We start from the raw sequence: 24,558 nt of genomic DNA, 5'->3' as shown, positions 1-24,558 counted from the left end.
GGCGTAGTGGGCCGCGTAGCCATCGCGCGGGGAGAGGGAATCGGCGCTCATGCGGGCCTCGCAGGGGACGGGAAAGGGATCGGCGCTAGCCTAGCGCGTTGAAGAAACTTTACAACTTGCGGCCGAAACGGCTCAATGCGGCCTTGCGTGTCAAGAATCCGCAACAGATGGGCAGCCAGGGAGCCACCATGGACATCGGAGCGCGGTTGCAGCAGGTGCGCACCGCCAAGCAGCTCAGTCAGCGCGAGCTGGCCAAGCGCGTGGGCGTGACCAACAGCACGATCTCGCTGATCGAGCAGAACAAGGTCAGCCCCTCGGTCGGCTCGCTGAAGAAGGTGCTGGACGGCATCCCGATCTCGCTGGCCGATTTCTTCACCCTCGACCTGCAGCCGGGACCGCCGGACAGCCCGTTCTACACGGTGGCCGACACGCCCGATGTGGGCAGCAACGGCGTGCACTACTTCCTGGTCGGCCAGCGCGTGGCGCGACGGCAGATGTGCATCCTGCGCGAGGTGATGCCGCCGGGCACCGACACCGGCCCGACCCTGCTGGCCCACGCCGGCGAAGAGGGCGGGGTGGTCGTGGCCGGCGAGGTGGAGATCACCGTTGGCGAGCAGGTGCGCGTGCTGCGCGCGGGAGAAGGCTATTACTTCGAAAGCCGCGTGCCGCATCGCTTCCGCAACCTGGGCGAGAGCGAGGTCGTGATCGTCAGCGCGAACACGCCGCCGACGTTCTGAGCCGATGCCGGCGTCGCAGCTCTGCGAGTGATGGGCTGCGGAGCGTGCAGGGCATCGCGCGGTAGCCAGACAGCCGCTTCTCCTTGCAGCGCGAAGCGGCAGCCGGATCAGACGCCGGAAAGTCTCCGTGGGCTCAGCCCCGCCGCGCCGCATCGATCGCGGCCACATCGATCTTGCCCATCGTCATCATCGCCTCGAACACGCGCCTGGCCACCGCGGGATCCGGATCGGCCATGCCTTCGGTCAGCGTGCGCGGCGTGATCTGCCAGGACAGGCCCCACTTGTCCCTGCACCAGCCGCAGGCGCTCTCCTGCCCGCCGTTGCCGACGATGGCGTCCCACAGGCGGTCGGTCTCGGCCTGGTCATCGGTGGCGATCTGGAACGAGAACGCCTCGCTGTGCTTGAACGCCGGCCCGCCGTTGAGCCCGATGCACGGCACGCCGCACACGGTGAACTCCACGACCAGCACGTCGCCGGCCTTGCCGGAGGGGAAGTCGGACGGCGCGCGCCGCACTGCACCGACCTGGCTGTCGGGAAAGGTCTGCGCGTAGAACTGCGCGGCTTCCAGCGCGGTGCCGTCGTACCAGAGGCACAGGGTGTTCATCGGAATCATGGGGTGTTTCCTCCTGGCGGTGAACGACGCGGCGGGACTGCCGCGTCCTTATACGGCTCCGACGCGCGAAGGCGATGAAGATCGACACGCAGGCCAACGGACTCCGAGCGCGATGGTTGCAGGCGACACCGCTTGCGGCGCGCCCGCGGCCGCGTCGTGACGCTTAGAATCGACGGCTCCCTCCATTCCATTCCGCAAGCCCTGCCTTCATGACCACTTCCCACGCCCCCCTGCGCGGCAGCATCGTCGCGCTCGTCACCCCCATGCACCAGGACGGCAGCGTCGACTACGCCGCCCTGCGCAAACTGGTGGACTGGCACGTGGCCGAAGGCACCGATTGCATCGGCGTGGTCGGCACCACCGGCGAGTCGCCCACGGTCGACGTGGAGGAGCACTGCGAGATCATCCGCGTGGCGGTCGAGCAGGCCGCCGGCCGCGTGCCGGTGATGGCCGGCTGCGGCGCCAATTCCACCGCCGAGGCGATCGCGCTGGCCAGGTTCGCGCGCGAGGTCGGCGCCGACAGCCAGCTGCAGGTGGTGCCTTACTACAACAAGCCCGGTCAGGAAGGGCAGTACCGCCACTTCGCCGCCATCGCCGAGGCCACCGGCGATCTGCCGATCGTGCTCTACAACGTGCCCGGCCGGACCGCGGCCGACCTGGCGCACGACACCGTGCTGCGCCTGGCGCAGCTGCCGGGCATCGTCGGCATCAAGGAGGCCACCGGCAACATCGAGCGCGCGCAGTGGCTGATCCGCGAGGCGCCGGAAGGCTTTTCCATTTACTCCGGCGACGACGCCACGGCCGTGGCGCTGATGCTGTGCGGCGGCCACGGCAACGTCAGCGTCACCGCCAATGTCGCCCCGCGGCTGATGCGCGAGCTGTGCGCGGCGGCGCTGGCCGGCGATGTCGCCACCGCAATGGCGATCCAGCGACGCCTGCTGCCGCTGCACAAGCAGCTGTTCGTCGAGGCCAACCCGATCCCGGTCAAGTGGGCGGTGTCGCGCCTGGGCCACTGCGGCGGCACGCTGCGCCTGCCGATGACCGAACTCGAGCCGGCCAACCAGGCCAAGGTCGAGGCGGCGCTGCGCGAAGCTGGCTTGCTGGGCTGACGCCGATGTCGCCGGCGCCGCGCACAGCTCGTGCAGCCACGTGCCGGATCGCAGGCCTGCGGCCTTGAGCGATCCGACGCGGCCGGCTTCGACCGAGGATGCCGGCAGCGTGTGGCGCGAGATGGTGCGCGTGCGCGGCGAAGTCGCCGAGGCACGCGCGGACGAGATTGCCGAGGAAGTGCCGGTGGCCTTCGTCTACAACGACACGCCATTCGCGGTGATGATGGCCACGCCGTGCGACCTGGCCGATTTCGCCCAGGGCTTCGCGCTCAGCGAGGGCATCGTCGAGTCCATCGACGATGCGCATGTCGAGTCGATCGAACACCTGCTCGAAGGCGTGGAGGTGCGCATGCGCATCCCGCCGCAACGCGAGCAGGCGCTGCAGCGGCGCCGCCGCAGCATGAGCGGGCGCAGCGGCTGCGGGGTGTGCGGCAGCGAACTGCTGGAGGCGGCCCTGCGCGATCCCGCTCCGGTCGGCCCCGGGATCGTCGTGACGCCCGCCGCGCTGCAGCGCGCCTTGCGCGCGCTGCGCGCCGCCCAACCGCTGGGCGCCCGCACCGGCGCCACCCATGCCGCCGGCTGGGCGCTGGCCGACGGCGAGATCGCCTTGGTGCGCGAAGACGTGGGCCGGCACAACGCGCTGGACAAGCTGATCGGCGCCATGCACCGCGCCGGGCTCGATCCCCAGGCCGGTTTCCTGGTCGTCACCAGCCGGGCCAGCTACGAAATGGCGATGAAGGCCGCCAGCGCCGACATCGCCTTCTTGGCCGCCATCTCCGCCCCGACCGCCCTGGCTCTCGCGCTGGCCCAGCGCACCGGATTGACCCTGCTGGGCTTCGCCCGCGACGACGGCTACGCTGTCTATACCCATCCCCAGCGGCTGGACGCGGCGGGGTAACCAAGCTGGCGTTCGTGCCGGTGGATCAGGCCAAAGACGGCTGACTGCCAGGGCGTAGCGGTGCGCGCCAGATTTGCTACGCTGCGCTGGCTTCGAACAAGGAGAGTCCCGATGCGTGTTGTGCTTTTCTTCCTGGCAGGTGTGCTTGCCGTGGGTGCGAGTAGTTGCAAGCCGGCGCAGGCGCCCGCCCAGGCGCAGCAGCCGTCGGCTTCTCCCGCCGAACAGCCGGCCATCCGCCAGATTCTGCTGATGAATGAGAGGGCTACGCCAGGTCAGGCGCAGCGTCCGACTCCGGTGACGCCGGATGTTCCGATCAGCGTGGCGGTCAGCCTGACCGGACCGGTCGAGCGCGAGGTGTCCGTTTCACTGCGTCTGATCGATTTGCGTGACGGCAAGGATGTGGGGCGGCAGACCCAGGCGATCAAAGCAGGGCAGGACGCGGCGCATTTCGAATTCAAGCCCGTGCAGGCCTGGACCCCGGGGCGCCATCTCATCGAGGCCCGCCAGGAGCCCAAGGGCAAGGTGTTTCAGCGCGACTTCGACGTCGTTCCATCGCCACCTTCGAGCGCTTCGGGGTCGTGAGTCGCAGGTCGAGGCCGATCCTCCAGCGCGAATAGAAACGCGCGGAGGTCGTTCTGCTCTTCGACGGTCAGTGAGATCGGCGCACCGCGAGACAGGCTGCGGTAGTAGATCTCACGTTGGATCGCATCGTCCAGAGTGGCAACGCTGCCATCGTGCATGTATGGCGCCGTGCGCGTGACGTTTCGAAGGGTCGGTGTGCGATAGGCGGCGAGATCCTTGCCCAAACCGGTCACCGCATAGCGTCCAAGCGCAGCCATGTCCGGATCCGAGAGGACCAGTTCGGCGACCGGGTGGCCCGATGCGCGTTTCGCCTCGAACGCGGCGATCGTCTGGCCGACCTTGCCAGACAGTCGCCCCAGGTCGACGTTGGAGTGATGAAACCGATTGTCGGTGAATGCAGTGGGCGAGCCCTGCAGCGCATGGCATGTGGCGCAATCTGCCTTGCCTTGGAACAGATCCAGGCCCCGAACTTCAGACACTGTCAGCGCCGTCCGATCGCCTGCGGCGTAGCGGTCGTAGCGGCTGGCGCCCGCTGTGGCGAGTCCCAGGTAAGACAGCAAGGCCTGTCTGATCCGTTCGGGGTCGATGCTGCGATCTCCGAAAGCGGCGTCGAAACCTTCCAGGTAACGCGGATCATCTTCGAGTCTTGAGACGATGGCGCCCATTTCGGGTTGGGCCATCTCGGCCCGATTGGTAAATGCCGCCAGCACGGCATGATCGAGCCGATTCTCCCGCCCATCCCAGAAGAAGGTGGCGAAGTAGGGCAGGTCCAGCAGGCTTGGGACATTCCGCGTCCCGGTTCGGCCCGCGTAGACGACTGGGACGCGTTGCGGCTGCGCGAAGGCATGCTCGGGCACATGGCAGGAAGCGCAGGCCAGCGTCCCTGAGGCGCTGAGGCTGGTATCGCGGAAGATGCGTTCTCCCAAGCGCGTGAGCGCAGCGGTGCGTGCCTGTTGCTGATGCGCCGTCCACACGCGCGACTGCCAGACGCCGACGGCCACCAGGGCTGCGGCGGCAGCACATATGAGGAGCAGGCGGGGGGCTTTCCTTCGCATGCTACTTGTATCCCTGTCGTGAACATAGTATGAATCGATTAGGGGATGCAGGGATAGACCGGGCCGCTGGCTGGCGGCGAAAACGGAACAAAGGGACAGTCGCATGGAAAGGCGATGGTGGAGAGGTAGTGCTCGCGCGACTGGACGCATGACGGCGTCGCGGCACAGCGAAGCCGGACGCTCGCGTTCGCGCTGGGCGGCTGTCGCATTCGGACTTGTCCTGAGCGTGGTCTCATCGGTCGGTGCCTGGGCAACGAGCTACGTCTACGACGGAGCGGGTCGCTTGGTCGCTGTCAGCGACGATACCGGCGCGAGCGCGCGCTACACCTACGACCGTATCGGCAACCTCCTCGCGGTTGATCGCTTCGCCGCCGGTCAACTCGCCGTGTTCGCGTTTGCGCCGGCAAGAGGCGCGGCGGGCATCACGGTCAAGATCAAGGGGCAGGGCTTCAGCACCACAGCCTCGCAGAACACCGTCAAGTTCAACGGCACTTCGGCCACGGTGAGCGCAGCCACCGCGACCGAGCTGACCACCACCGTGCCTTCAGGGGCAACGACAGGCCCCATCTCGGTCACGGTAGGGACGGCCACTGCCGCAAGCACCGGCAGTTTCACCGTGGACCCCGGAGCCGGTGGACCCACCATCACCTCGGTTGCGCCCACCCTTGTGGCCATCGGCGACGCCATCACCGTGACCGGTACGCGACTGTCGCCCGTGGCCGGCCAGACCTCGACGCTGCTCAACGGCCTTCCGGTCGCGACCGGTACGCTTTCCAACACGCAGATCGTGTTCCCCGCACCGGCGAACGTGGGGAGCGGCAAGGTCTCGGTCGTAACGCCGTACGGCGTTGCCACAAGCAGCCAGGATGTGGTCGTGCTTCCGGCCGGCGTTGCGGTTGCAGATATCGCATCGGTCAAGCGGCTGACGCTCGGCGCGGCGGCGCAAAGCTTGTCAGTGAACACATCCGGCAAGTCGCTCGCAGTGCTGTACGACGCAAGCCTGGGCGACTTCCCCAGCCTGCAGTTCAGCGCCCTGGGCGACCTCTCGATCAACTACAGCGTTTACAGCCAGACCAATGTTCAACTGGCGTACGGCACGGTCACCGCAAACACGCCGACAGCGCATCTTCCGAAAGCGTCCTCAAGTGCTACTTATCTGGTCCTGCTGAGCCCGTCCCAGGCCCCGGCGACCTGGAAAATGGCGATCGAGAAGGCGCCTTCCCTAGGAGTGAATGGCTCCTCACTTGTCCAAGGAGTTACCGCCGCGGGTCAAAGCAAGCGGATCATCTTCGTTGCCACTACGCGCCAGAACCTGGGCTTTGCCTTAAGCGATCTGGTGTTCCCAAACGCCACTAACTGGGTAAGCGCGGACTTCAGGATCTATGACCCTGACGGCAACTTTGTGACGAGCGGATGGTGCTATGCGGAGTACGGCGGGTGCCAGGCCAATCTGAGCGACACACTGGCGGGCACATACAGCGTGGTGATCACACCGCCCGGCGATGGCGATCGCACGATGAGCTTCAAGTCCACGCTATCGACCGATCTGACCGGTACGTTGCAAACGGATGTGGTGCAGACGGTGAACCTTTCCCGCCGAGGCCAGAACGCGCGCCTGAGCTTTTCAGGCACCGCCGGCAAGACCGTGGCGCTACAGGTTGCTGGCCAGAGCACCACCCCCGTTGATCAGCCGGTGTACTACACGGTCTACCAGCCCGACGGAACGCAGCTGGCCTCCGTCAGCACGACGTCGGCGGCTACCTTGAATCTGCCCAACCTGCCGGCGACGGGTACGTATCTGGTGTTCGTGGATCCGTCCAGCGGCGAGACGGCGAGCGCGCAGGTCATGTTGGCCTCGGGGACGACCGGTGGCCAGGTAACCAATGGTGCCAGCGGCAGCTTTACGACTACGGTTCCGGGCCAGAACGTCTATCTGACCTTCAGTGCCACGGCCGGGCAAAACCTGGGCTTTGCCTTGAGCGATCTGATGACGCCCAACGCCACTGGTTATGTTTACCTCAATGTTTTCAGTCCTGATGGTGGCGCTGCGGCGAGTCAGGTCTGCTACGCCAGCGACGGGGGATGCCAGGTCAACCTGCCCGGCACGGTGGCGGGTACTTACAGCGTGGTCGTGTCTCCGCCTTCGGACGGCGATCGCACGATGAGCTTCAAGTCCACGCTGTCAACAGATCTGACAGGCACACTGCAGTCGGACGTTGCGCAGACGATCAACCTGACCCGTCGAGGTCAGAACGCGCGCTTGAGCTTTGCTGGAACGGCTGGCAAGACGGTTGCATTGCAAGTTGCGGGTCAAAGCACAACCCCGGCGGAGCGTTGGGTTTACTACACGGTCTACAACCCTGATGGTACACAGCTATCCTCGGTCAATGCGACTTCAGCTGCGACATTGAACTTGCCTAATCTTCCGATGACCGGCACCTATCAGGTGTTCGTGGACCCGGGTTATGGAGAGGCGGCAACTGCTCAAGTCATGTTGGCCTCGGGGACAACCGGTGGCCAGGTCACCAATGGTGCCACCGGCAGCTTTACGACTACGGTTTCGGGCCAGAACGTCTATCTGACCTTCAGTGCCACGGCCGGGCAAAACCTGGGCTTTGCCTTGAGCGATCTGGTGACGCCCAACGCCACTGGTTATGTGTACCTCAATGTTTTCAGTCCTGATGGTGGCACTGCGGCGAGTCAGGTCTGCTACGCCAGCGACGCGGGATGCCAGGTCAACCTGCCCGGCACAGTGGGTGGTACTTACAGCGTGGTCGTGTCTCCGCCTTCGGACGGCGATCGCACGATGAGCTTCAAGTCTACGCTGTCCACAGACCTGACCGCAGCACTGACGGTCAACACGGCCAAGGCGCTGAGCGTGACGCGCCGTGGTCAGAACGGCCGGCTGACCTTCAGCGGGACGGCCGGGCAGACGATGGCGCTGCGCGTCTCCAACCAGAGCACCGGTCCGGTCGATCGGGACGTGTACTACACCGTGCTGGCCCCCGATGGTAGTTCGGTGGACAGCATGTCGGTGCGCACCGAAGGGACCTTGAACCTGCCAGGTCTGCCAGCTAGTGGCACCTACACGGTGTTCGTTGATCCGAACTACGGCGAGACAGTCAGTTCCAGCGTGTTGGTGGCCTCTGGTGTCACAGGCACATCGACCACAGGGGGGGCAACTGGCAGCTACAGCACCACGATTCCCGGTCAGAACATCTATCTGACTTTCAGCGCCACGGCCGGGCAAAACCTGGGCTTTGCCTTGAGCGATCTAGTGACGCCTAACGCCACTGGTTATGTGTACCTCAATGTTTTCAGTCCTGATGGTGGTACCGCGGCGAGTCAAGTCTGCTACGCGACCAACGCGGGATGCCAGGTCAACCTGCCCGGCACGGTAGTGGGAACTTACAGCGTGGTCGTGTCTCCGCCCTCGGACGGCAATCGAACGATGAGTTTCAAGTCCACGCTCTCCGCGGACGTGACCGGAGCGCTGACGGTCAATACGGCCAAGGCGCTGAGCGTGACCCGCCGTGGCCAGAACGGGCGGCTGACCTTCAGCGGGACAGCGGGCCAGACAGTAGTGTTACGCGTTGCCAACCAAACTACCGTTCCGGTCGACCGGTACGTGTACTACACCGTGCTGGCTCCGGATGGCAGCTCGGTCGGCAGCATGTCGGTTACCAATGAGGGGACCTTGAATCTGCCTGGGTTGCCTGCCAGCGGCACCTACACCGTGTTCGTCGATCCGGCTTTCGGTGAGACCGTCAGTTCAAGCGTACTGGTGGCCTCCGGTGTCACGGGAGCACCGACCACCGGTGGCGCCACCGGCAGCTATAGCACCACCGTGCCGGGCCAGAACGTGTATCTGACCTTTACTGCCACGGCGGGTCAGAACCTGGGCCTGGGCTTGAGCGATCTGGCGACGCCCAATTCGAGCTACGTCTCTTTGGTCGTCTATGGGCCCGATGGCAGCTATGCGGCCAGCGAAACCTGCTATTCAAGCAACAACGGGTGTCAGGTCAACCTGCCCAATACTTCGGCTGGCACTTACAGCGTGGTCGTCAGTGCGCCGTACGATGGCGATCGCACGATGAGCTTCAAGTCGACGCTCTCCGCGGACGTGACCGGCACGCTGACCGTCAACACGACCAAGACGCTGAGCGTGACGCGGCGTGGCCAGAACGGGCGGCTGACCTTCAGCGGGACAGCGGGCCAGACAGTAGTGTTACGCGTTGCCAACCAAACTACCGTTCCGGCCGACCGGTATGTGTACTACACCGTGTTGGCTCCGGATGGCAGCTCGGTCGGCAGCATGTCGGTGACCAATGAAGGGACCTTGAATCTGCATGGGTTGCCTGCCAGCGGCACCTATACGGTGTTTGTTGATCCGGCTTCCGGTGAGACCGTCAGTTCGAGTGTATTGGTGGCCTCTGGCGTTACAGGGACGCAGACCACGGGCGGTGCCACTGGCAGCTATAGCACCACCGTGCCGAGCCAGAACGTTTATCTGACCTTCACGGCCACGGCAGGTCAGAACCTGGGTCTCGGCTTGAGCGATCTGGTGACGCCCAATGCGAATTACACATTTCTGACGGTCTACGCACCTAACGGAGATTACGCGGCAGGTGAAACCTGCTATCAAAGCAATAGCGGTTGCCAGGTCAATTTGCCTGGCACCATCGCCGGCACTTACAGCGTAGTTATCAACGCGCCGCCCGATGGCGATCGCACGATGAGCTTCAAATCCACGCTCTCCGCGGACGTGACCGGCACGCTGACCGTCAACACGACCAAGGCGCTAAGCGTGACGCGTCGCGGTCAGAACGGGCGGCTGACCTTCAGCGGCACGGCCGGACAGACCGTGGCGCTGCGCGTGGCTAATCAGAGTACCGGTCCGGCTGATCGGGGTGTGTATTACACCGTGTTGGCCCCCGACGGCAGTACGGTTAGCAGCATGTCGGTGAACAGCGAAGGGACGTTGAATCTACAAGGATTACCTGCCAGCGGCACCTACACAGTGTTCGTCGATCCGTACTACGGCGAGACCGTCAGTTCCAGCGTGTTGGTGGCTTCCGGCGTCACGGGGACATCGACCACCGGTGGTGCCACAGGAAGTTACAGCACTACCGTGCCGGGCCAGAACGTGTATCTGACCTTTACTGCCACGGCGGGCCAGAACCTGGGTTTTGCCTTGAGCGATATGGTAACGCCGAATTCTACTTACGTTTACTTGGTCTTCTATGATCCCGATGGCGGCTATGCGTCAAGCCTGTATTGCTATCAAAGCAACAACGGCTGTCAGATCAATCTACCGAATACGGTAGCTGGCACTTACAGCGCGACGGTGTCCCCGCCTTCGGACGGCGACCGCACGATGAGTTTCAAGTCCACGCTCTCTGCGGACGTGACTGGAACGTTGGCCGTCAACACGGCGAAGGCCCTAAGCGTGACGCGCCGCGGTCAGAACGGGCGGCTGACCTTCAGTGGGACGGCCGGGCAGAGCTTGATGCTCCAGGTGACCGGTCAAACGACCAACCCAACGAGTCGTGATGTTTATTACTCGGTGTACAACCCGGATGGGACTTATCTCAACAGTACCTATGGGCAAACTTCTGCTTCTCTGCCCTTAGAGCAGTTGCCGGTGACGGGCACATACACCGTTTTCGTTGACCCGTATTACGGCGAGACGGTCAGCGCCAATCTTCTGCTGAAGCCCAGCAACTAACGTTTGTTATCCCACCGATGGTTGGAGCCAAAATGGAAACTGGCACGCGTGTACTGAAGGGATGGGGATACGGACTGCTGCTTGGCGCTTTGGCTGCCGCAAGCACGAGCGCCTCTTTCGTGTGGGCCCAGACGCAACCGACGGCGTCGAGCTCATCAAACGCACAAGCCGGCTCGCCGGCGACATTCAGCCAACGCGTCTCGCTGGAATCCCGCCATACGCTTCGCCTCGATGCCTCTGGCAAGACGGCAAGCCTATATACCGAGGATCAGCACGCCTCGCAGCTGCGCGCCTGGTCGCTCCCACAGCAACGGTTGGGTGCCAGTTTGACGCGGATGCCCGATGGCAAGGTGCTGCTCTGGGGCGGCACAGACGGTAAGGGTGTGTTGGTCGAAGGCGGTCTATTGATCGACCCCAGCCAGGAGGGAATCCAGTCGATCGCGCCGGCCGGCCTGCAGGCGCGCGTGCGTCATAGCGTGACCGTCCTGACCGATGGAAGCGTGCTTCTGGCGGGCGGCAAGAGCCACCCGGACCAGGCGCAACGCTGGAATCCGCAGACCCAGGCAGTTGTCACCCTGTCCATGCCTGCCCGGCTCGGTCACCAGGCCACCCTGCAAGCCGACGGGCAAGTACGTCTTTCAGGGGGCACCGACGCCGACGGCGTTTCCCGCGGGGATCTGCTTTTCAACCCGTCTGACGATACGTTCAGCCCGGCTCCACCCAGCTGGACGGCGCCGAAGCAGACGGCACTTGCCGCGTCTCTTCCCAACACCAAGGCGACGGAAGTGGATCCCGGCGTGCGTGTCGCGGTGCGGTTCACCCGGCCGGTCCGCATGCAGGGCGTCAAGGACAACACAATCTCGTTGATGGGCCCGGCGGGGCTGGTGGAGGCGCGGGTGACCAGCGCGGAGGGCGGCCGCCTGGTGTTCATCCAGCCGGACGCGCCTCTATTCCCGGAGACCGACTACACGGTCCTGGTCGAAGGGCTCAAGGCGCTAGGTGGCGAAAGCGTGCCGCTGGCGGTGATCGAGTTCAGGACGCGTGCAATCGCGGGTGACGGCAAGCCGACGACTTCTAGCGGAAAGCCTCTTTCGGTTGAAGCAAAGGCCAGACAGATGGCCGCGCTGCTCGGCTGCGGCAAGGATCATCCGCAGCCGTGTCAGGCATCTTCAAGCATGACAGAGGGCGCCTGGCGTCCAGGACAGGACAGCACGGACGCGCGTTGGCGTGTGACCGGCACACAGCCTGAAGCACTACCGATCGGCGCACTGGAAGTGGCCGCCATTGCCGGCGGCCAGACCAGCGTCAGTGGTCGGCTCCTGCTGGTGAACAGCCAACCCATCGCCGGTGTCGAAGTCAGCGTGGGCTCGATCAGGACCAAGACGGACCCGAGCGGACGTTTCGTACTGTCCGGTGTGCCCAACGGCAGGCAGGAGCTCTACGTCGATGGCTCGAGCGCCGACGTGGCCGGGCGCGAGTATGGGCAGTTCGTGGTGGGCGTGGATCTCAAGGCCGGGCAGCTGACCCGCTTGCCGTACACCATGTACGTGCCGCAGATCAGCGCGCGCGACAAGACCTCCATCGACTCCCCTCTCAAGCGGGACGTCGTGCTGACCCATCCGGATATTCCGGGGCTGCAGGTGCACATCCCCGCCGGGACGGTCATCCGGGATCGCAAGGGCAACCTGGTCCACGAGCTGGCCATCGTGCCAACGCCGGTCAACCGGGCGCCATTCCCGGTTGCCGCCAACTATCCCGTCTACTTCACCTTAGAACCCGGCGGCGCGGTGGTGCAGGGCCTGACCCCGGAAGCGGCCAAGGGCGTCAAGGTGCTCTATCCGAATTACGACAAGCTGCCCACCGGCACCCAGGCCAACTTCTGGATCTACGATCCGATGGAGGGCTGGCGCGTCTACGGCAAGGGACGTGTCACGACCGATGGGACGCGCCTGGCGCCCGAGGGCGGTGTTGCCCTGCATCAGACGATGGGCGCCAGTTACAGCATGGATACCACCACGCCGGGGTCGGAAAGCGACAAAACCGCCAAATCGTGTCCTTGTGGCTGTGACTGCGATGCAGGCGCAACCGAAGGGGATCCAATTGATATGTACACGGGCGAATTCTCTTACGAGGAGACTGATGCGGTAGTGGGCGGTCTGGTGCCGATATCCGTTGGACGTGCCTACCGCCCCCGTGAAACGCTCAAACGCGATTTCGGCATCGCGACAGCGGCCAACTTCCGCTTTACGTTCTACTCGCCCACCACTGACTACAACCAGTTGCAGCTGGTTCAGCCCAACGGAACGCACGTTCCCTTCAGCAGGGTCTCGGGTAGTGGCTTGACGGGGCAGTGGGCGCAGTCGGGTTCGATGACGGCTTATGCCGGCGCCACCGTCACGCAGGGGACGCCTTCGGGGCACGGCTATCTGATGGTGCTGCGTGACGGCAGCAAGATGTACTTCAACCAGTACGCACCCAATAACCTGGAATGGACGCTGGACCGCTTCGGCAACCGCGTCGACTACGTCTACGACGCAGGGTTGGTCAGCCGGATCGTCTCCACCAATGGTCGCTATTTGGCGCTGACCTACGATAGCGAGAACCGGATCAGTACCGTCAAGGACTCGCTGAGCAATACCTGGTCCTACACGTACAACGGCGACGGTTATCTGTCCAAAGTGACGCGGCCGGATGGCAGTACGCGCAGTTTCAACTACAAGGTTCGGGACAAGAACACTCTCTACGAGAAGCAGGTGCGTCTTGAGTCGATCTACGACGGCAAGAACCAGCGGGTGCTGTTTAACGAGTTCCAGGACGACTACGGCACATGGACCGGCAAGGTGGTCAAGCAGACCCAGGCCGACGGCGGCGTGCTGACGATCAATTACGTTCACGTCGATGGCGGAACAACAGGGGTTTTAGCCACCAGACCTGACGGCAGCAAGCGACGCATCGTATTCGACCCGATCACACACTATCCCAAGACTAGTACGTTGGCCTATGGCACAAGCCTGGCCCAGACGACCACCTACGAACGCGGCGCGGGCGGGCAGGTCAGCGCCCGGATCGATGCTTTAGGACGGCGCACCGAGTACAGCTACGACGGCGCCGGCCGGGCCACGCAGGTCAAGGCCATGGCTGGGACCAGCCAGGCGCGCACCACGACGCTGGCCTATAACAGTGACGGCGACCTTGCCTCGATCACCGATCCACTGGGTCACAAGACCAGTTTCGGCTATACCAGCCGTTGCCTGACGTCGGTGACCAACGCCCTGGGTAAGGTCACCAAGGCCACCTGCAATGCGGCCGGTCAGCGCCTGACCCTGACCGACGCGCTCGGACACGCCACCACGTATGCATGGACGGGCGAGGATTTGGCCCAAATCAGCGATGCGCTGGGTCGCAAGATCAAGTTCCGCTATGACGTGCTGGGCCGCATGATCGCTGCGGAGGATGCACAGGGCAACGTCTCGCGCATGGAGTACGACGGGCTCAGCCGGCTCACCAAGTCGGTCGATCCGTTGGGCAACACGGTGCAGACGGGTTTCGACGCCAATGGCAACGTCACCGCGGTGCTGCTGCCCCATGGCAATGGGGTGACCTATGCCTACGACGCGCGCGACCGGCGGATTACCCGGACCGATGCGCTGAGCCAGGTCGAGAAATGGACCTACGACACCATGGACAGGGTCAAGACCTACACCGACCGGCGCAACCGCGTGACCAGTTACGCCTACGACACGCTGGGACGGCTGACCGCCACGACCTTCCCTGGAAGTGGGGGCACCTTGACCTCGGCCTATGATGCTGGTGACCGCTTAACCAGCCTAACCGATAGCATCTCTGGGGCGCTTGGGTGGACTTACGACAACTTCGACGCGGTGACCCAGGCCAACAGCCCGCAGGGCACGATCTACTACACCTACGACGCAGCTGGCCGGCGCACGAACATGCAGGCCGCCTCGCAGACCCAGGTGCAGTACAGTTATGACAACGCAAACCGCCTGCTCGGCATTACCCAAGGCACCGAGGCGGTGACCTTCGCCTACGACAACGCAAACCGGCTCACCACCACCACGCTGCCCAATCAAGTACAGACGGTCTACGCTTATAACGACGCCAATCAAGTTACTGGTCTAGCCTGGGGCAAGGCCGGACAGGCGGCGCTAGGTAGTCTGGGCTATGGCTACGACAGCAGCGGCCAGCTGGTGGCCCAGACCGGCACCCACGCCCCGCAGTCGCTTCCCTCGGCCAGTACCAACAACACCTTCGACGACAACAACCGCCAGACCAAGGCCAACAATGTTGCGCTGAGCTACGACGGCAACGGTAATCTGATCAGCGACGGCAGCCGAACCTACGTCTGGGACGATCGCGACCGGCTGATCCAGATCAAGTCCGGCGGCACGGTCATCGCCAGCTTCGGCTATGACGCTTTGGGACGGCGCGTCGCTAAGACCGAGGGAGGGACCGCCACCAACTATCTCTACGACGGATTGGATGCGGTCGAGGAGACGCAGGGTACAACGGTCAATCCGATCCTGACCGGTGCCAGCATCGACCAGCGCTACGCGCGAAACGAGGCCAGCGGCCGGACCTACTTCCTGACCGACTTGCTGGGCAGCACGCGGCTGCTGACCGATGCCTCGGGCGCCGTGGTGCAGCGCTACGAATATGAGCCCTACGGCATAACGACACAGACCAGTGCTGGGATCACCAATCCCTACCAGTATACGGGTCGCGAAAAGGATCAGAGCGGACTGTACTACTATCGGGCGCGTTACTATCAACCCGGGTGGGGCAGGTTTATCAGTGAGGATCCAATCCAGTTGGCCGCGGGGCCGAATAGCTATGCCTATGTCGGTGGTAACCCGATGGCCTTCTCGGATCCCACCGGCTTGATGCACTGCATTTTTTACGTCGCTAACGGAGTTGTGTTGTGTATGCCTGACAATGGGTCCACCTTTTCTTTTCCCGCGGCTTCGGGAAATAATGGCGGTGGAATGCAGTGCAAAAACAACCCAGCCTGTTACCCACTAGCAAATCGAGGGCCAATTCCTGCGGGTAATTGGATGTGGACAAATGAGGCAACAGCAAAACCAAATGGAAAGTCACTCTCCCCTTTGCCCGGAACCGAAACGTTCGGCAGATCATTGATCAGAAGTCATAGCTGCCCGAACGCGTTCGGACCCTCTCTTGGCCCAAAGTTTTGCTCTGAGGGGTGCTTGACTGGCAATCCTGCAGATATGGCAAAAGTAAAGTCGACAGCAGATGCTGAGCCGGGAAGCATACTTACTGTAGTCGATCACTTTCCTACGTACGCGCCTCCCTTTTCTACGGATATCGATGGGTTGGGATACTAATGGACAGAGTTTTGAAGATTTTTGGGGGTGTTACTACATGCCTTTTGCTTTTCATTGTGAGTGCTCGCTTGGAGGCATCAGGCGCCGAGTCCAGATCTGACCTGGCTCGATTAAGTATTGAAGCTGCGAATAATTCCGCAGTTGCGGCGATGCTGATAAGTACAAGCATGGAAACAAGGTACTTGTGCGCCACGCAGAAATACTCTTGCCTCACGCAGAATGGCGTTGAATCAGCTCTGTCGTTGTTTTTCGCTGGAAGCGAGGATTATTATCAGGATGCTCTTTTGGATATGATAAGGTTTAAATTAGATGCTGGTGGGGCGGAGCTCTTTCATTCCTATATCAGTTTGCTTCCAAAAAAGGGGTTTGTTAGGGCTTCTGCGGCTCTGAAAATTGACATGCTTGCTGATCGATGCACACGCGAAGTGACATTTGAGAAGAAAAGGATTGGTCAGCCGCTAAGTGCCAGACCCGAAGATATATGTAGAAGTGTGGAGGGAATCAAAGCAGAGCTTCTCTTGTTAAAGAGCATGCGGCGATAGATCATTAACTTGTTGATAACTAAGCCGCGCTTTTCTATTAATGGCGATGAGTGGGTTGATTTCCTATTGGCATTGTCAGCGATCTATGCACTCTTTGATTCTTAGTTGCGCATTGAAGGTGGGCTGGTGTGGAAATGATCGCGGCCGAAGACGCAGGGCAACGTCTCGCGCATGGAGTGCGACGGACTCAGTCGGGTCACCAAGTCGGTCGACCCGCTAGGCAACACCGTGCAGACCGGTTTTGACGCGAACGGCAACGTCAGCGCGGTCTTGCTGCCCCATGGCAATGGGGTGACCTACACCTACGACGCGCGCGACCGGCGGATTACCCGGACCGATGCGCTGAGCCAGGTCGAGAAATGGACCTACGACACCATGGACAGGGTCAAGACCTACACCGACCGGCGCAACCGCGTGACCAGTTACGCCTACGACACGCTGGGACGGCTGACCGCCACGACCTTCCCTGGAAGTGGGGGCACCTTGACCTCGGCCTATGATGCTGGTGACCGTTTAACCAGCCTAACCGATAGCATCTCTGGGGCGCTTGGGTGGACTTACGACAACTTCGACGCGGTGACCCAGGCCAACAGCCCGCAGGGCACGATCTACTACACCTACGACGCAGCTGGCCGGCGCACGAACATGCAGGCCGCCTCGCAGACCCAGGTGCAGTACAGTTATGACAACGCAAACCGCCTGCTCGGCATTACCCAAGGCACCGAGGCGGTGACCTTCGCCTACGACAACGCAAACCGGCTCACCACCACCACGCTGCCCAATCAAGTACAGACGGTCTACGCTTATAACGACGCCAATCAAGTTACTGGTCTAGCCTGGGGCAAGGCCGGACAGGCGGCGCTAGGTAGTCTGGGCTATGGCTACGACAGCAGCGGCCAGCTGGTGGCCCAGACCGGCACCCACGCCCCGCAGTCGCTTCCCTCGGCCAGTACCAACAACACCTTCGACGACAACAACCGCCAGACCAAGGCCAACAATGTTGCGCTGAGCTACGACGGCAACGGTAATCTGATCAGCGACGGCAGCCGAACCTACGTCTGGGACGATCGCGACCGGCTGATCCAGATCAAGTCCGGCAGCACGGTTATCGCCAGCTTCGGCTATGACGCATTGGATCGGCGCATTGCTAAGACCGAGAACGGCACCACACTTTCATATCTCTATGATGGATCGGATGCGGTCCAGGAGACGCAAGGTACGGTAGTCAATCCAATCTTAACGGGAATCGACATCGATGAGCGTTACGCACGCAACGAATCCGGTGGCCGGACCTATTTCCTTACCGACTTGATTGGCAGCACGCGACTCCTAACCGACTCGTCAGGCGCGGTCGTGCAACGCTACGACTATGACGCATATGGAGCTACAACCCAGGACAATCCGGGCGTTACAAACCCTTACCAGTATACCGGTAGAGAAAAGGATCAAAGCGGACTTTATTACTACCGAGCGCGCTACTATCAGCCCGGAATAGGCAGATTTATCAGTGAGGATCCCATTGGACTAACTGCCGGACCTAACGGCTACGCATATGTAGAGGGAAACCCAATTGATCAGATAGATCCCTTCGGAGAAGCGGGGCACACCAAAAATAAGCGTCCTAATACTCGTGGTAAACATGAGGCAGGAGATGCTAGGAGAAATCGCGACGCTGGAAACGAAAAGGGTGATCAACGGAGGCGTCCGCCTAGCAAAAGGCCACCTAATACCAAGGGCCCTTGGCCGCCCAAACCGTCGTCTCCAAAGGGGATAGGCTTATTTTGCGCGGTGAAACTTGCAGAGGCTTTAGCGGGAGAGCAGTGCAGGCGTGGTGACATGACCGCTTGCGATATATATGAGGCACTTGGTGGGGAAGTTATCTACCAGCCGCCCGTGACCTACCTATAATAATCTTATGACTACAAAAATTAAGAATATTCTTGGCCGTTACGAGCGGGCCGAGCGGGAAATGACTAAGGCTGAGCCGTCATTAGAGAAGGCTTACCAACACTTGGTCGAGGCGCAGTTAAATCTCGATCATAGAGCGGATTACGCGCTCGCCACTTGGTACCTACACGGCAGATTCGTCAGAAAAAATCTGAGGAAGTCCATAAAATTATTAAGATCTGCGTGTGATGCCAAGGTTCCAGACGCTTGCTTCGATATCGCTGTTCTCTATGAGACTGGCATTGGTGTCAAGAAAAACTTAAAGAAAGCTGCTGCTTATTATCTGAAGGCCGCGCTCTTGGGTGATAAGTCTGCAGCGAATGAGGTTGCAAGATGTCTCTACCATGGCATTGGATTTAACAAGGACGTTATTCAGGCGAAGGTGTGGAGTGACTCAATAAGCGAATAGCTGATCTGCGGGGGTATGCGTCGCTTTTTAGCGATGCTTTCGGGCGCTATTGTGCGGCGTATTGACCGCGCCCGCAGTGCCGTATTGGACCTGCCGCGCAAAGGATCGAGAAGCGATCAAGGCCGCGAAGACGTACACAGCTGCGCATCCAAGTATCGGTGGTCTTCCTCCCAAGAATATTCTTGATCGGGCGCTTGGAATTTGTGGAGCAGATCCACGCTGAAGTGTCAGCAGCGCAAAGCCTCACGATCAGGTGAGATCGAATTGATGGCGTCAGATACGAACGGTTTAGTTGCGCTGGTGTAGGGCTCGTCACCCTCTAGCCCGCAACATAAAGAACTGGGAAAAGTTCTATCCCTGCAATTTTGAAGCAGAAGGTGCCTTGATGGGCGGTAGGAAGCGTCGAATCTATCTGTTTGTGGCGCCGTTGATCGCCTGGTTGTGCCTGCTGGCGATCGGCATGGCACTTTGTCGTGGCGTTCAGCTTCATAATGTCCCTGGATATTCCAACAAGGGCCAGCTTACGCTGTATGTTTGCTTGCCCTCTTTTATGGTGGCGAGTAATTTATTCTTACTTTGGGCATCAATGCGAATTCCGCGTTGGGCTTCTTATCTCCTTTTGTTTTGCCAGGTGCCGCTTTGGATGGTGGCTTTTGCGCTTTTTGGTGGCGGAGTGTAGCGGGCGCTGAAGGGCTTCTTAAAAGAGCGAAGTGCCTAGATGAAGTCAGTGTGTCGTGCGGGATCATGAGGCTTGATTAGGTATAAGGTTCTAAGCGGCGCTTAGAACGAGCAGGCAGCGGACGCGGGCAGACACAGATCGAAAACTTCCAGCGCTCCAAATCGTCTCAAGCGCAACCGTCTCCACCGCCCCCCGGTCAAACATGACAGAATCCGCCGGCTTTTGTTCCGGAACGCGACCTGAAGATGTCCTCGACCACCGCCGCCCCGCCCGTCAACTCTCCGGCCCGCGTCCTGCTGGCCAGCCTGATGGGCACCACGATCGAATTCTTCGATTTCTACATCTACGCCACCGCCGCGGTGCTGGTGTTCCCCAAGCTGTTTTTTCCGCAGGGCGACCCGGTGGCCGCGCAGCTGGCGTCGCTGGCGACCTTCGCGGTGGCGTTCGTGGCGCGGCCGTTCGGCTCGGCGCTGTTCGGCCATTTCGGCGACCGTATCGGCCGCAAGGCCACGCTGGTGGCGGCGCTGCTGACCATGGGCATCTCCACGGTGGTGATCGGCCTGCTGCCCAGCTATCACAGCGTCGGCCTGCTGGCGCCGGTGCTGCTGACGCTGTGCCGCTTCGGCCAGGGCATCGGCCTGGGCGGTGAGTGGGGCGGGGCGGTGCTGCTGGCCACCGAGAACGCGCCGCCGGGCAAGCGCGGCTGGTACGGCATGTTCCCGCAGCTGGGTGCGCCGCTGGGCTTTCTGCTGTCGGCCTCGACCTTCCTGATCATGGGCGCGCTGCTGTCGCCGGAGCAGTTCCTGGCCTGGGGCTGGCGCGTGCCGTTCCTGGCCTCGGCGCTGCTGGTGCTGATCGGCCTGTGGGTGCGCCTGTCGATCCGCGAGACGCCGGCCTTCCAGCAGGCGATCGAGCGTAACGAGCGTCTGCGCGTGCCGTTCCGCGCGGTGTTCTCCCAGCATCTGGGGCCGCTGGTGCTGGGCACGCTGGGGGCGCTGGCGACCTTCGTGCTGTTCTATCTGATGACGGTGTTCGCGCTGGGCTACGGCACCGTGACGCTGGGGTATTCCAAGCAGGAGTTCCTGCTGATGCAGATGGTGGGCATGCTGTTCTTCGCCGCCGGCATCCCGATCTCGGCCAAGTTCGGCGACCGCACCTCGGCGCGCCACGCGATGATGGTGGCCAGCGTGGGCATCGCGCTGTTCGGGCTGGTGTTCCCGACGCTGTTCACCGCCGGGCACCCGGCCTTCGTGCTGGTGTTCCTGTGCCTGGGCCTGTTCGTGATGGGCTGGACCTATGGCCCGGTCGGCACGTTGTTGTCGGAGGTGTATCCGACCGAGGTGCGCTATACGGGCTCGTCGCTGTCCTTCAACCTGGCCAGCGTGCTGGGCGCCGCGCCGGCGCCGTACGTGGCGACCTGGCTGGCCGGCAAGTACGGCGTGCAGCCGGTGGGCTTCTACCTCAGCGGGGCGGCGCTGATCACCATCCTGGCCCTGCTGGCGGTGCGCCGCCACGCCAGCGTCACGCTGTAGGCCTTCAGCGGAACAGGCGCGCCATCGTGCGCGCCAGCCAGCCGCCCTGCTGGTGGTGGCGGCTGAACTGGTCCAGGTGCCGGCGCACGCTCTCCGAATAGGCCTTGTCGTCGCTGCGGATGTGGTTGAACAGCCAGCGCGCCAGCATCTGCTTGAGTTCCTCGGTGACGTCTTCGCCGGCCTCGAAGCGCAGGCGGTACTCGCTGACGCGGCGGGTGAACACCTCGTGCACGCGCTTGTGCGCGGCGCAGAAGGGATAGCCGGCTTCCTCCATCAGCTCCTCCTCGAAGGCGAAGTGCGAAAGGGTGTAGTCCACCAGTTCGGCGATCACTTCGCCCACCGCCAGCCGCTGGCCCTGCTGCTGGGTCTGATGCAGGGTGTTGATCATCTCGACGATGCGTCGGTGCTGCTGGTCGATCACCCCGATGCCGGTGTCCAGATCGTCCTGCCAGATCAGAAGTGCCATCGCGTGTCCCGTGCGGTTGCGGGCCCTGAGGCCCCATGCCCGCAGGCTGGCATCGGCCGATCGCGGCGGCATTGATCGCAGTCAATGTCGGGCGGTCACCACAGCGCGTCGCGCAGCTTGTACCAGCTCATCGCCGCCACCAGCAGCGGCGTGCGCAGCGCCTGGCCGCCGGGGAAGGGCGCGTGCCGGATTCTGGCGAACAGGTCCAGGCGGGCGGACTGGCCGGCGATGGCCTCGGCGATCAGCTTGCCGGCCAGGCCGGTGGCGACCACGCCGTGGCCGGAGAAGCCTTGCGCGAAGTACAGGTTGGGCTGCAGGCGCCCCCAGTGCGGGGCGCGGTTGCGCGAGATGTCCACCAGGCCACCCCAGACGTAATCCAGTGCGACTTCGCCCAACTGCGGGAACACCCCCGCGATGCGCCGGCGCATGATCGCCGCGAGATCGCGCGGGGGGCGCCCGGAGTAACTGGCGCGCCCGCCGAACAGCAGGCGGTGGTCGTGGCTGAGGCGGTAGTAGTCCAGCGCCCAGGCCGTGTCGGCCACGGCCATGTCGTTGCCGATCAGCGCGCGTGCGCGTTCCTCGCCCAGCGGGGCGGTGGCGGCGATGTAGGTGCCGACCGGCATGATCCGCGCCTCGAGTTCCGGCGCGATGCCGTGCAGCAGGGCGTTGCCGGCGAGCACGCCGAAGTCGCAGTGCACCTGTCCGCGTGCGGTCTCGAACACCGGCCGCGCGCCGCGCTGCAGGCGGGTCACCGCGCTTGCCTCGAAGATGCGCACGCCGGCGTCCACCGCCGCGCGACCCAGGCCCAGCGCATAGGCCAGCGGATGCAGGTGACCGCTGATCGGATCGTAGAGCGCGCCCAGGTAGCGCTCGCTGGCCAGGGTTGCACGCAGGCGGTCGCGGTCCCACCACTGCACCGGATGGTCGTAGTGGGTATGGAAGCGCTCGACCATGGCTCGCACCTCGCGCTGCTGGCGGGCTTTCAGCGGCACGGTGGCGTGGCCGGCGCGCCAGTGCGCCTGGATGCCGTGACGTGCCAGCCGCGCGTGCAGCCAGGCCAGGCCTTCGCGGGACAGATCGAACATGCGCCGCGCGTCGTCCAGGCCCACCAGCGCCTCGAGCTTCTCCTCGCCGCAACCGAAGCCGACGATGGCTTGGCCGCCGTTGCGGCCCGACGCGCCCCAGCCGATCCGCTGTGCCTCCAGCACTACCACGCGATAACCTGCCTCGGCCAGCTCCAGCGCCGCGGAAAGGCCGGTGTAGCCGGCGCCGAGGATGCAGACATCGCAGTCGATGCGCCCTTCGAGCGCGGGCTGGGCGGGCAGGGGCGTGGTGCTGGCCGCGTACCAGCTGTCGGGGTAGGCGCCGGGCGTGCCGGGCTCAGACCGCACGCAGGTACCAGGCGTAGTCCAGGTCGGTGACCTGGGTGTCGAAGCTGCGCTGCTCCTTGCGCTTCTGCTGGCCGTAGAGGTGGCGGAAGCGTTCGCCGAAATGTTCGGCGATGAAGGCGCTGCCCAGGAAATCCTCGATCGAACCGCGCCAGTGCGGGCTGTGCTGCTCGGTCTGGGCGTAGGCGTTGCCGACGATGGGTGGGCCGGGATCGAGGCGCTGTTCCAGTCCATGCAGCATCCCGGCCAGCACCGCGGCGCAGGCCAGGTAGACATTGGCGTCGGCGCCGGCGATACGGTGCTCGATGCGCGTGTTGGCCGCGTCGCTGTGTGGGATGCGCATGGCCACGGTGCGGTTGTTGTAGCCCCAGCTGCGGCCCAGCGGGACGAAGGCGTTGGGCACGTAGCGGCGGTAGCTGTTGGCGTGCGGGGCGAACAGCAGCATGGTGTCGGTCGCGCTGGCCTGCAGGCCGCCGACGGCGTGCAGCAGCGCGGCGGCCGGCGCCTGCGCGGTGCCGGCGAAGACATTGCGGCCCTGTGCGTCGAGCAGGCTCACGTGCACGTGCAGGCCGCTGCCGGCCTGGTCGACCAAGGGCTTGGCCATGAAGCTGGCTTGCAGGCTTTGTTGCTGTGCCACGGCCTTGATCGCGCGCTTGAGCATCACAGCGTCGTCGCAGGCCTGCAGCGCATCGGCGCGATGCTTGAGGTTGATCTCGAACTGGCCCGGCGCGTACTCGGCCACGGCGGTGTCGGCGGGGATGTCCTGTGCACGGCACACGGCCGCGACCGCATCGATGAAATCGCGGTTGTCGTCCAGGTCTTCGATCGAATAGACCTGCGTGCTCGTGTTGCGCGCGCCGGTGTTGGGGTTGATCGCCGGCTGCGGGCGGCCGCGGGCATCGGGCAGGCGGTCGAACAGGTAGAACTCCAGCTCGATGGCCACCACCGGAGTCAGGCCGAGGTCGGCGAAGCGCTGCACCACGCGGCCCAGCACTTGCCGCGGGTTGGCTTCGAACAGGCCGCCGAAGCCGTCCTCCATCGCCAGCAGCAGCTGCGCGGTGGGGCGCGGCGTCCACGGCACCGGCCGCAGTGAGCCGGGCACGGGCCGGCAGATGCGGTCCTCGTCGCCGATGTCGTAGCCCAGGCCGGTTTCCTCGACGGTGTTGCCGGTGATGTCGGTGGCGATCAGCGACATCGGCAGGCAGATGCCATCGGCGAACACCTTGTCCAGCGCCTGGCGCGTGACGCGCTTGCCGCGCAGCACGCCGTTCATGTCCGGCAGCAGCAGGTCGATGGCCTCCAGGTCCGGCAGGGCGGCCAGGGTGGCGGCATCGCGGGCGTCGGACAGGGCGGTCATGGTGGGCTCTTGGCGGCGTTGGAGACAGCCTAGCAGGCGCGTTGTTGTCAAGAATACTCAACGCCGTTGCCGCGCGAGTTCATGAATATGGCCTGCAAGACGCCAACTGACGGCTCGCACGCGGTGCGTGTTGTAAAAATAAAACGGCCACGC

16 protein-coding genes are annotated in these 24,558 nt (G+C 63.2%); 11 read left to right on the top strand and 5 right to left on the bottom strand.

Translation table 11 applies throughout. From position 1 onward, the window contains the following. Window positions 1-188: 188 nt before the first annotated feature. Window positions 189-737 carry a cupin domain-containing protein gene (locus MWN52_RS11725; protein WP_286574775.1) on the top strand — a complete coding sequence of 183 codons (549 nt, stop codon included), beginning with the start codon at window positions 189-191 and terminating at the stop codon, window positions 735-737. A gap of 133 nt (window positions 738-870) precedes the next feature. Here MWN52_RS11725 and MWN52_RS11720 read toward each other — a convergent pair whose 3' ends face one another. Beyond that, window positions 871-1,350: a VOC family protein gene (locus tag MWN52_RS11720; protein WP_286574774.1), complete on the bottom strand. Its 480-nt coding sequence runs from the start codon at window positions 1,348-1,350 to the stop codon at window positions 871-873. A 209-nt stretch (window positions 1,351-1,559) separates the two neighbouring features. Here MWN52_RS11720 and dapA point away from each other — a divergent pair, with 209 nt between their 5' ends. The 3 genes from dapA to MWN52_RS11705 all read left to right on the top strand — a co-directional run bounded on the left by dapA (window position 1,560) and on the right by MWN52_RS11705 (window position 3,939). Next, the gene (gene dapA / locus MWN52_RS11715; protein WP_131659755.1) at window positions 1,560-2,459 is read left to right on the top strand and encodes a 4-hydroxy-tetrahydrodipicolinate synthase; all 900 of its coding nucleotides are present in this window, start codon (window positions 1,560-1,562) and stop codon (window positions 2,457-2,459) included. 121 nt (window positions 2,460-2,580) lie between these two features. Beyond that, window positions 2,581-3,357 (top strand): formate dehydrogenase accessory sulfurtransferase FdhD, encoded by a 777-nt coding sequence (fdhD, locus tag MWN52_RS11710; RefSeq protein WP_286577727.1) that lies wholly within the window; start codon window positions 2,581-2,583, stop codon window positions 3,355-3,357. Window positions 3,358-3,468: 111 nt separating this feature from the next. Then, window positions 3,469-3,939, top strand: a complete 471-nt coding sequence (locus tag MWN52_RS11705; protein ID WP_286574773.1) for a hypothetical protein — start codon at window positions 3,469-3,471, stop codon at window positions 3,937-3,939. Here MWN52_RS11705 and MWN52_RS11700 read toward each other — a convergent pair. Continuing rightward, window positions 3,885-4,994 carry a cytochrome-c peroxidase gene (locus MWN52_RS11700; protein WP_286574772.1) on the bottom strand — a complete coding sequence of 370 codons (1,110 nt, stop codon included), beginning with the start codon at window positions 4,992-4,994 and terminating at the stop codon, window positions 3,885-3,887. The two genes, MWN52_RS11705 and MWN52_RS11700, sit on opposite strands and share 55 nt — an antisense overlap. A gap of 283 nt (window positions 4,995-5,277) precedes the next feature. On the opposite strand from MWN52_RS11700, the gene MWN52_RS11695 reads away from it, so the two are divergent. The 7 genes from MWN52_RS11695 (at window position 5,278) to MWN52_RS11670 (ending at window position 21,194) form a co-directional block, all read left to right on the top strand. Beyond that, entirely contained in the window at window positions 5,278-10,722 is a 5,445-nt protein-coding gene (locus MWN52_RS11695; RefSeq protein ID WP_425608026.1) for a beta strand repeat-containing protein, read from the top strand. 32 nt (window positions 10,723-10,754) lie between these two features. Continuing rightward, a complete protein-coding gene (locus MWN52_RS11690) occupies window positions 10,755-16,085 on the top strand; it encodes an RHS repeat-associated core domain-containing protein (protein WP_286574770.1) in 5,331 nt (1,776 codons plus the stop codon). Then, window positions 16,085-16,627, top strand: coding sequence for an Imm57 family immunity protein (locus tag MWN52_RS19640; RefSeq protein ID WP_425608025.1), 543 nt, complete (start codon window positions 16,085-16,087; stop codon window positions 16,625-16,627). Before MWN52_RS11690 ends, MWN52_RS19640 begins: the two co-directional genes overlap by 1 nt. 171 nt (window positions 16,628-16,798) lie before the next feature. Beyond that, window positions 16,799-18,535, top strand: a complete 1,737-nt coding sequence (locus tag MWN52_RS11685) for an RHS repeat-associated core domain-containing protein (RefSeq protein ID WP_286574769.1) — start codon at window positions 16,799-16,801, stop codon at window positions 18,533-18,535. A gap of 7 nt (window positions 18,536-18,542) precedes the next feature. Then, window positions 18,543-18,983, top strand: a complete 441-nt coding sequence (locus MWN52_RS11680; RefSeq protein ID WP_286574768.1) for a tetratricopeptide repeat protein — start codon at window positions 18,543-18,545, stop codon at window positions 18,981-18,983. A gap of 385 nt (window positions 18,984-19,368) precedes the next feature. Continuing rightward, on the top strand, window positions 19,369-19,662 hold the full coding sequence (locus MWN52_RS11675; protein WP_286574767.1) for a hypothetical protein: 294 nt from the start codon (window positions 19,369-19,371) through the stop codon (window positions 19,660-19,662). Between the two features lie 245 nt (window positions 19,663-19,907). Continuing rightward, a complete protein-coding gene (locus MWN52_RS11670; protein ID WP_286574766.1) occupies window positions 19,908-21,194 on the top strand; it encodes an MFS transporter in 1,287 nt (428 codons plus the stop codon). Window positions 21,195-21,198: 4 nt separating this feature from the next. Here MWN52_RS11670 and MWN52_RS11665 read toward each other — a convergent pair whose 3' ends face one another. The 3 genes from MWN52_RS11665 to MWN52_RS11655 all read right to left on the bottom strand — a co-directional run bounded on the left by MWN52_RS11665 (window position 21,199) and on the right by MWN52_RS11655 (window position 24,405). Continuing rightward, window positions 21,199-21,660, bottom strand: coding sequence for a bacteriohemerythrin (locus MWN52_RS11665; RefSeq protein ID WP_286574765.1), 462 nt, complete (start codon window positions 21,658-21,660; stop codon window positions 21,199-21,201). Between the two features lie 95 nt (window positions 21,661-21,755). After that, entirely contained in the window at window positions 21,756-23,051 is a 1,296-nt protein-coding gene (locus MWN52_RS11660; RefSeq protein ID WP_286574764.1) for an NAD(P)/FAD-dependent oxidoreductase, read from the bottom strand. Beyond that, window positions 23,041-24,405: a glutamine synthetase family protein gene (locus MWN52_RS11655; RefSeq protein WP_286574763.1), complete on the bottom strand. Its 1,365-nt coding sequence runs from the start codon at window positions 24,403-24,405 to the stop codon at window positions 23,041-23,043. Before MWN52_RS11655 ends, MWN52_RS11660 begins: the two co-directional genes overlap by 11 nt. Between the last annotated feature and the right edge of the window lie 153 nt (window positions 24,406-24,558).

Source organism: Pseudoxanthomonas winnipegensis (genome assembly GCF_030322905.1).
GTDB classification, from domain to species: Bacteria; Pseudomonadota; Gammaproteobacteria; order Xanthomonadales; family Xanthomonadaceae; genus Pseudoxanthomonas_A; species Pseudoxanthomonas_A winnipegensis.
Note: the sequence above shows the minus strand (reverse complement) of the source record. Positions and strands in the feature narration are given on the sequence as shown.

Excerpts from the sequence above, each read along its gene's own strand:
- MWN52_RS11725 (WP_286574775.1), top strand. The coding sequence starts at position 189 with ATGGACATCGGAGCGCGGTTGCAGCAGGTGCGCACCGCCAAGCAGCTC.
- MWN52_RS11720 (WP_286574774.1), bottom strand. The coding sequence starts at position 1,350 with ATGATTCCGATGAACACCCTGTGCCTCTGGTACGACGGCACCGCGCTG.
- dapA (WP_131659755.1), top strand. The coding sequence starts at position 1,560 with ATGACCACTTCCCACGCCCCCCTGCGCGGCAGCATCGTCGCGCTCGTC.
- fdhD (WP_286577727.1), top strand. The coding sequence starts at position 2,581 with ATGGTGCGCGTGCGCGGCGAAGTCGCCGAGGCACGCGCGGACGAGATT.
- MWN52_RS11705 (WP_286574773.1), top strand. The coding sequence starts at position 3,469 with ATGCGTGTTGTGCTTTTCTTCCTGGCAGGTGTGCTTGCCGTGGGTGCG.
- MWN52_RS11700 (WP_286574772.1), bottom strand. The coding sequence starts at position 4,994 with ATGCGAAGGAAAGCCCCCCGCCTGCTCCTCATATGTGCTGCCGCCGCA.
- MWN52_RS11690 (WP_286574770.1), top strand. The coding sequence starts at position 10,755 with ATGGAAACTGGCACGCGTGTACTGAAGGGATGGGGATACGGACTGCTG.
- MWN52_RS19640 (WP_425608025.1), top strand. The coding sequence starts at position 16,085 with ATGGACAGAGTTTTGAAGATTTTTGGGGGTGTTACTACATGCCTTTTG.
- MWN52_RS11685 (WP_286574769.1), top strand. The coding sequence starts at position 16,799 with ATGGAGTGCGACGGACTCAGTCGGGTCACCAAGTCGGTCGACCCGCTA.
- MWN52_RS11680 (WP_286574768.1), top strand. The coding sequence starts at position 18,543 with ATGACTACAAAAATTAAGAATATTCTTGGCCGTTACGAGCGGGCCGAG.
- MWN52_RS11675 (WP_286574767.1), top strand. The coding sequence starts at position 19,369 with ATGGGCGGTAGGAAGCGTCGAATCTATCTGTTTGTGGCGCCGTTGATC.
- MWN52_RS11670 (WP_286574766.1), top strand. The coding sequence starts at position 19,908 with ATGTCCTCGACCACCGCCGCCCCGCCCGTCAACTCTCCGGCCCGCGTC.
- MWN52_RS11665 (WP_286574765.1), bottom strand. The coding sequence starts at position 21,660 with ATGGCACTTCTGATCTGGCAGGACGATCTGGACACCGGCATCGGGGTG.
- MWN52_RS11655 (WP_286574763.1), bottom strand. The coding sequence starts at position 24,405 with ATGACCGCCCTGTCCGACGCCCGCGATGCCGCCACCCTGGCCGCCCTG.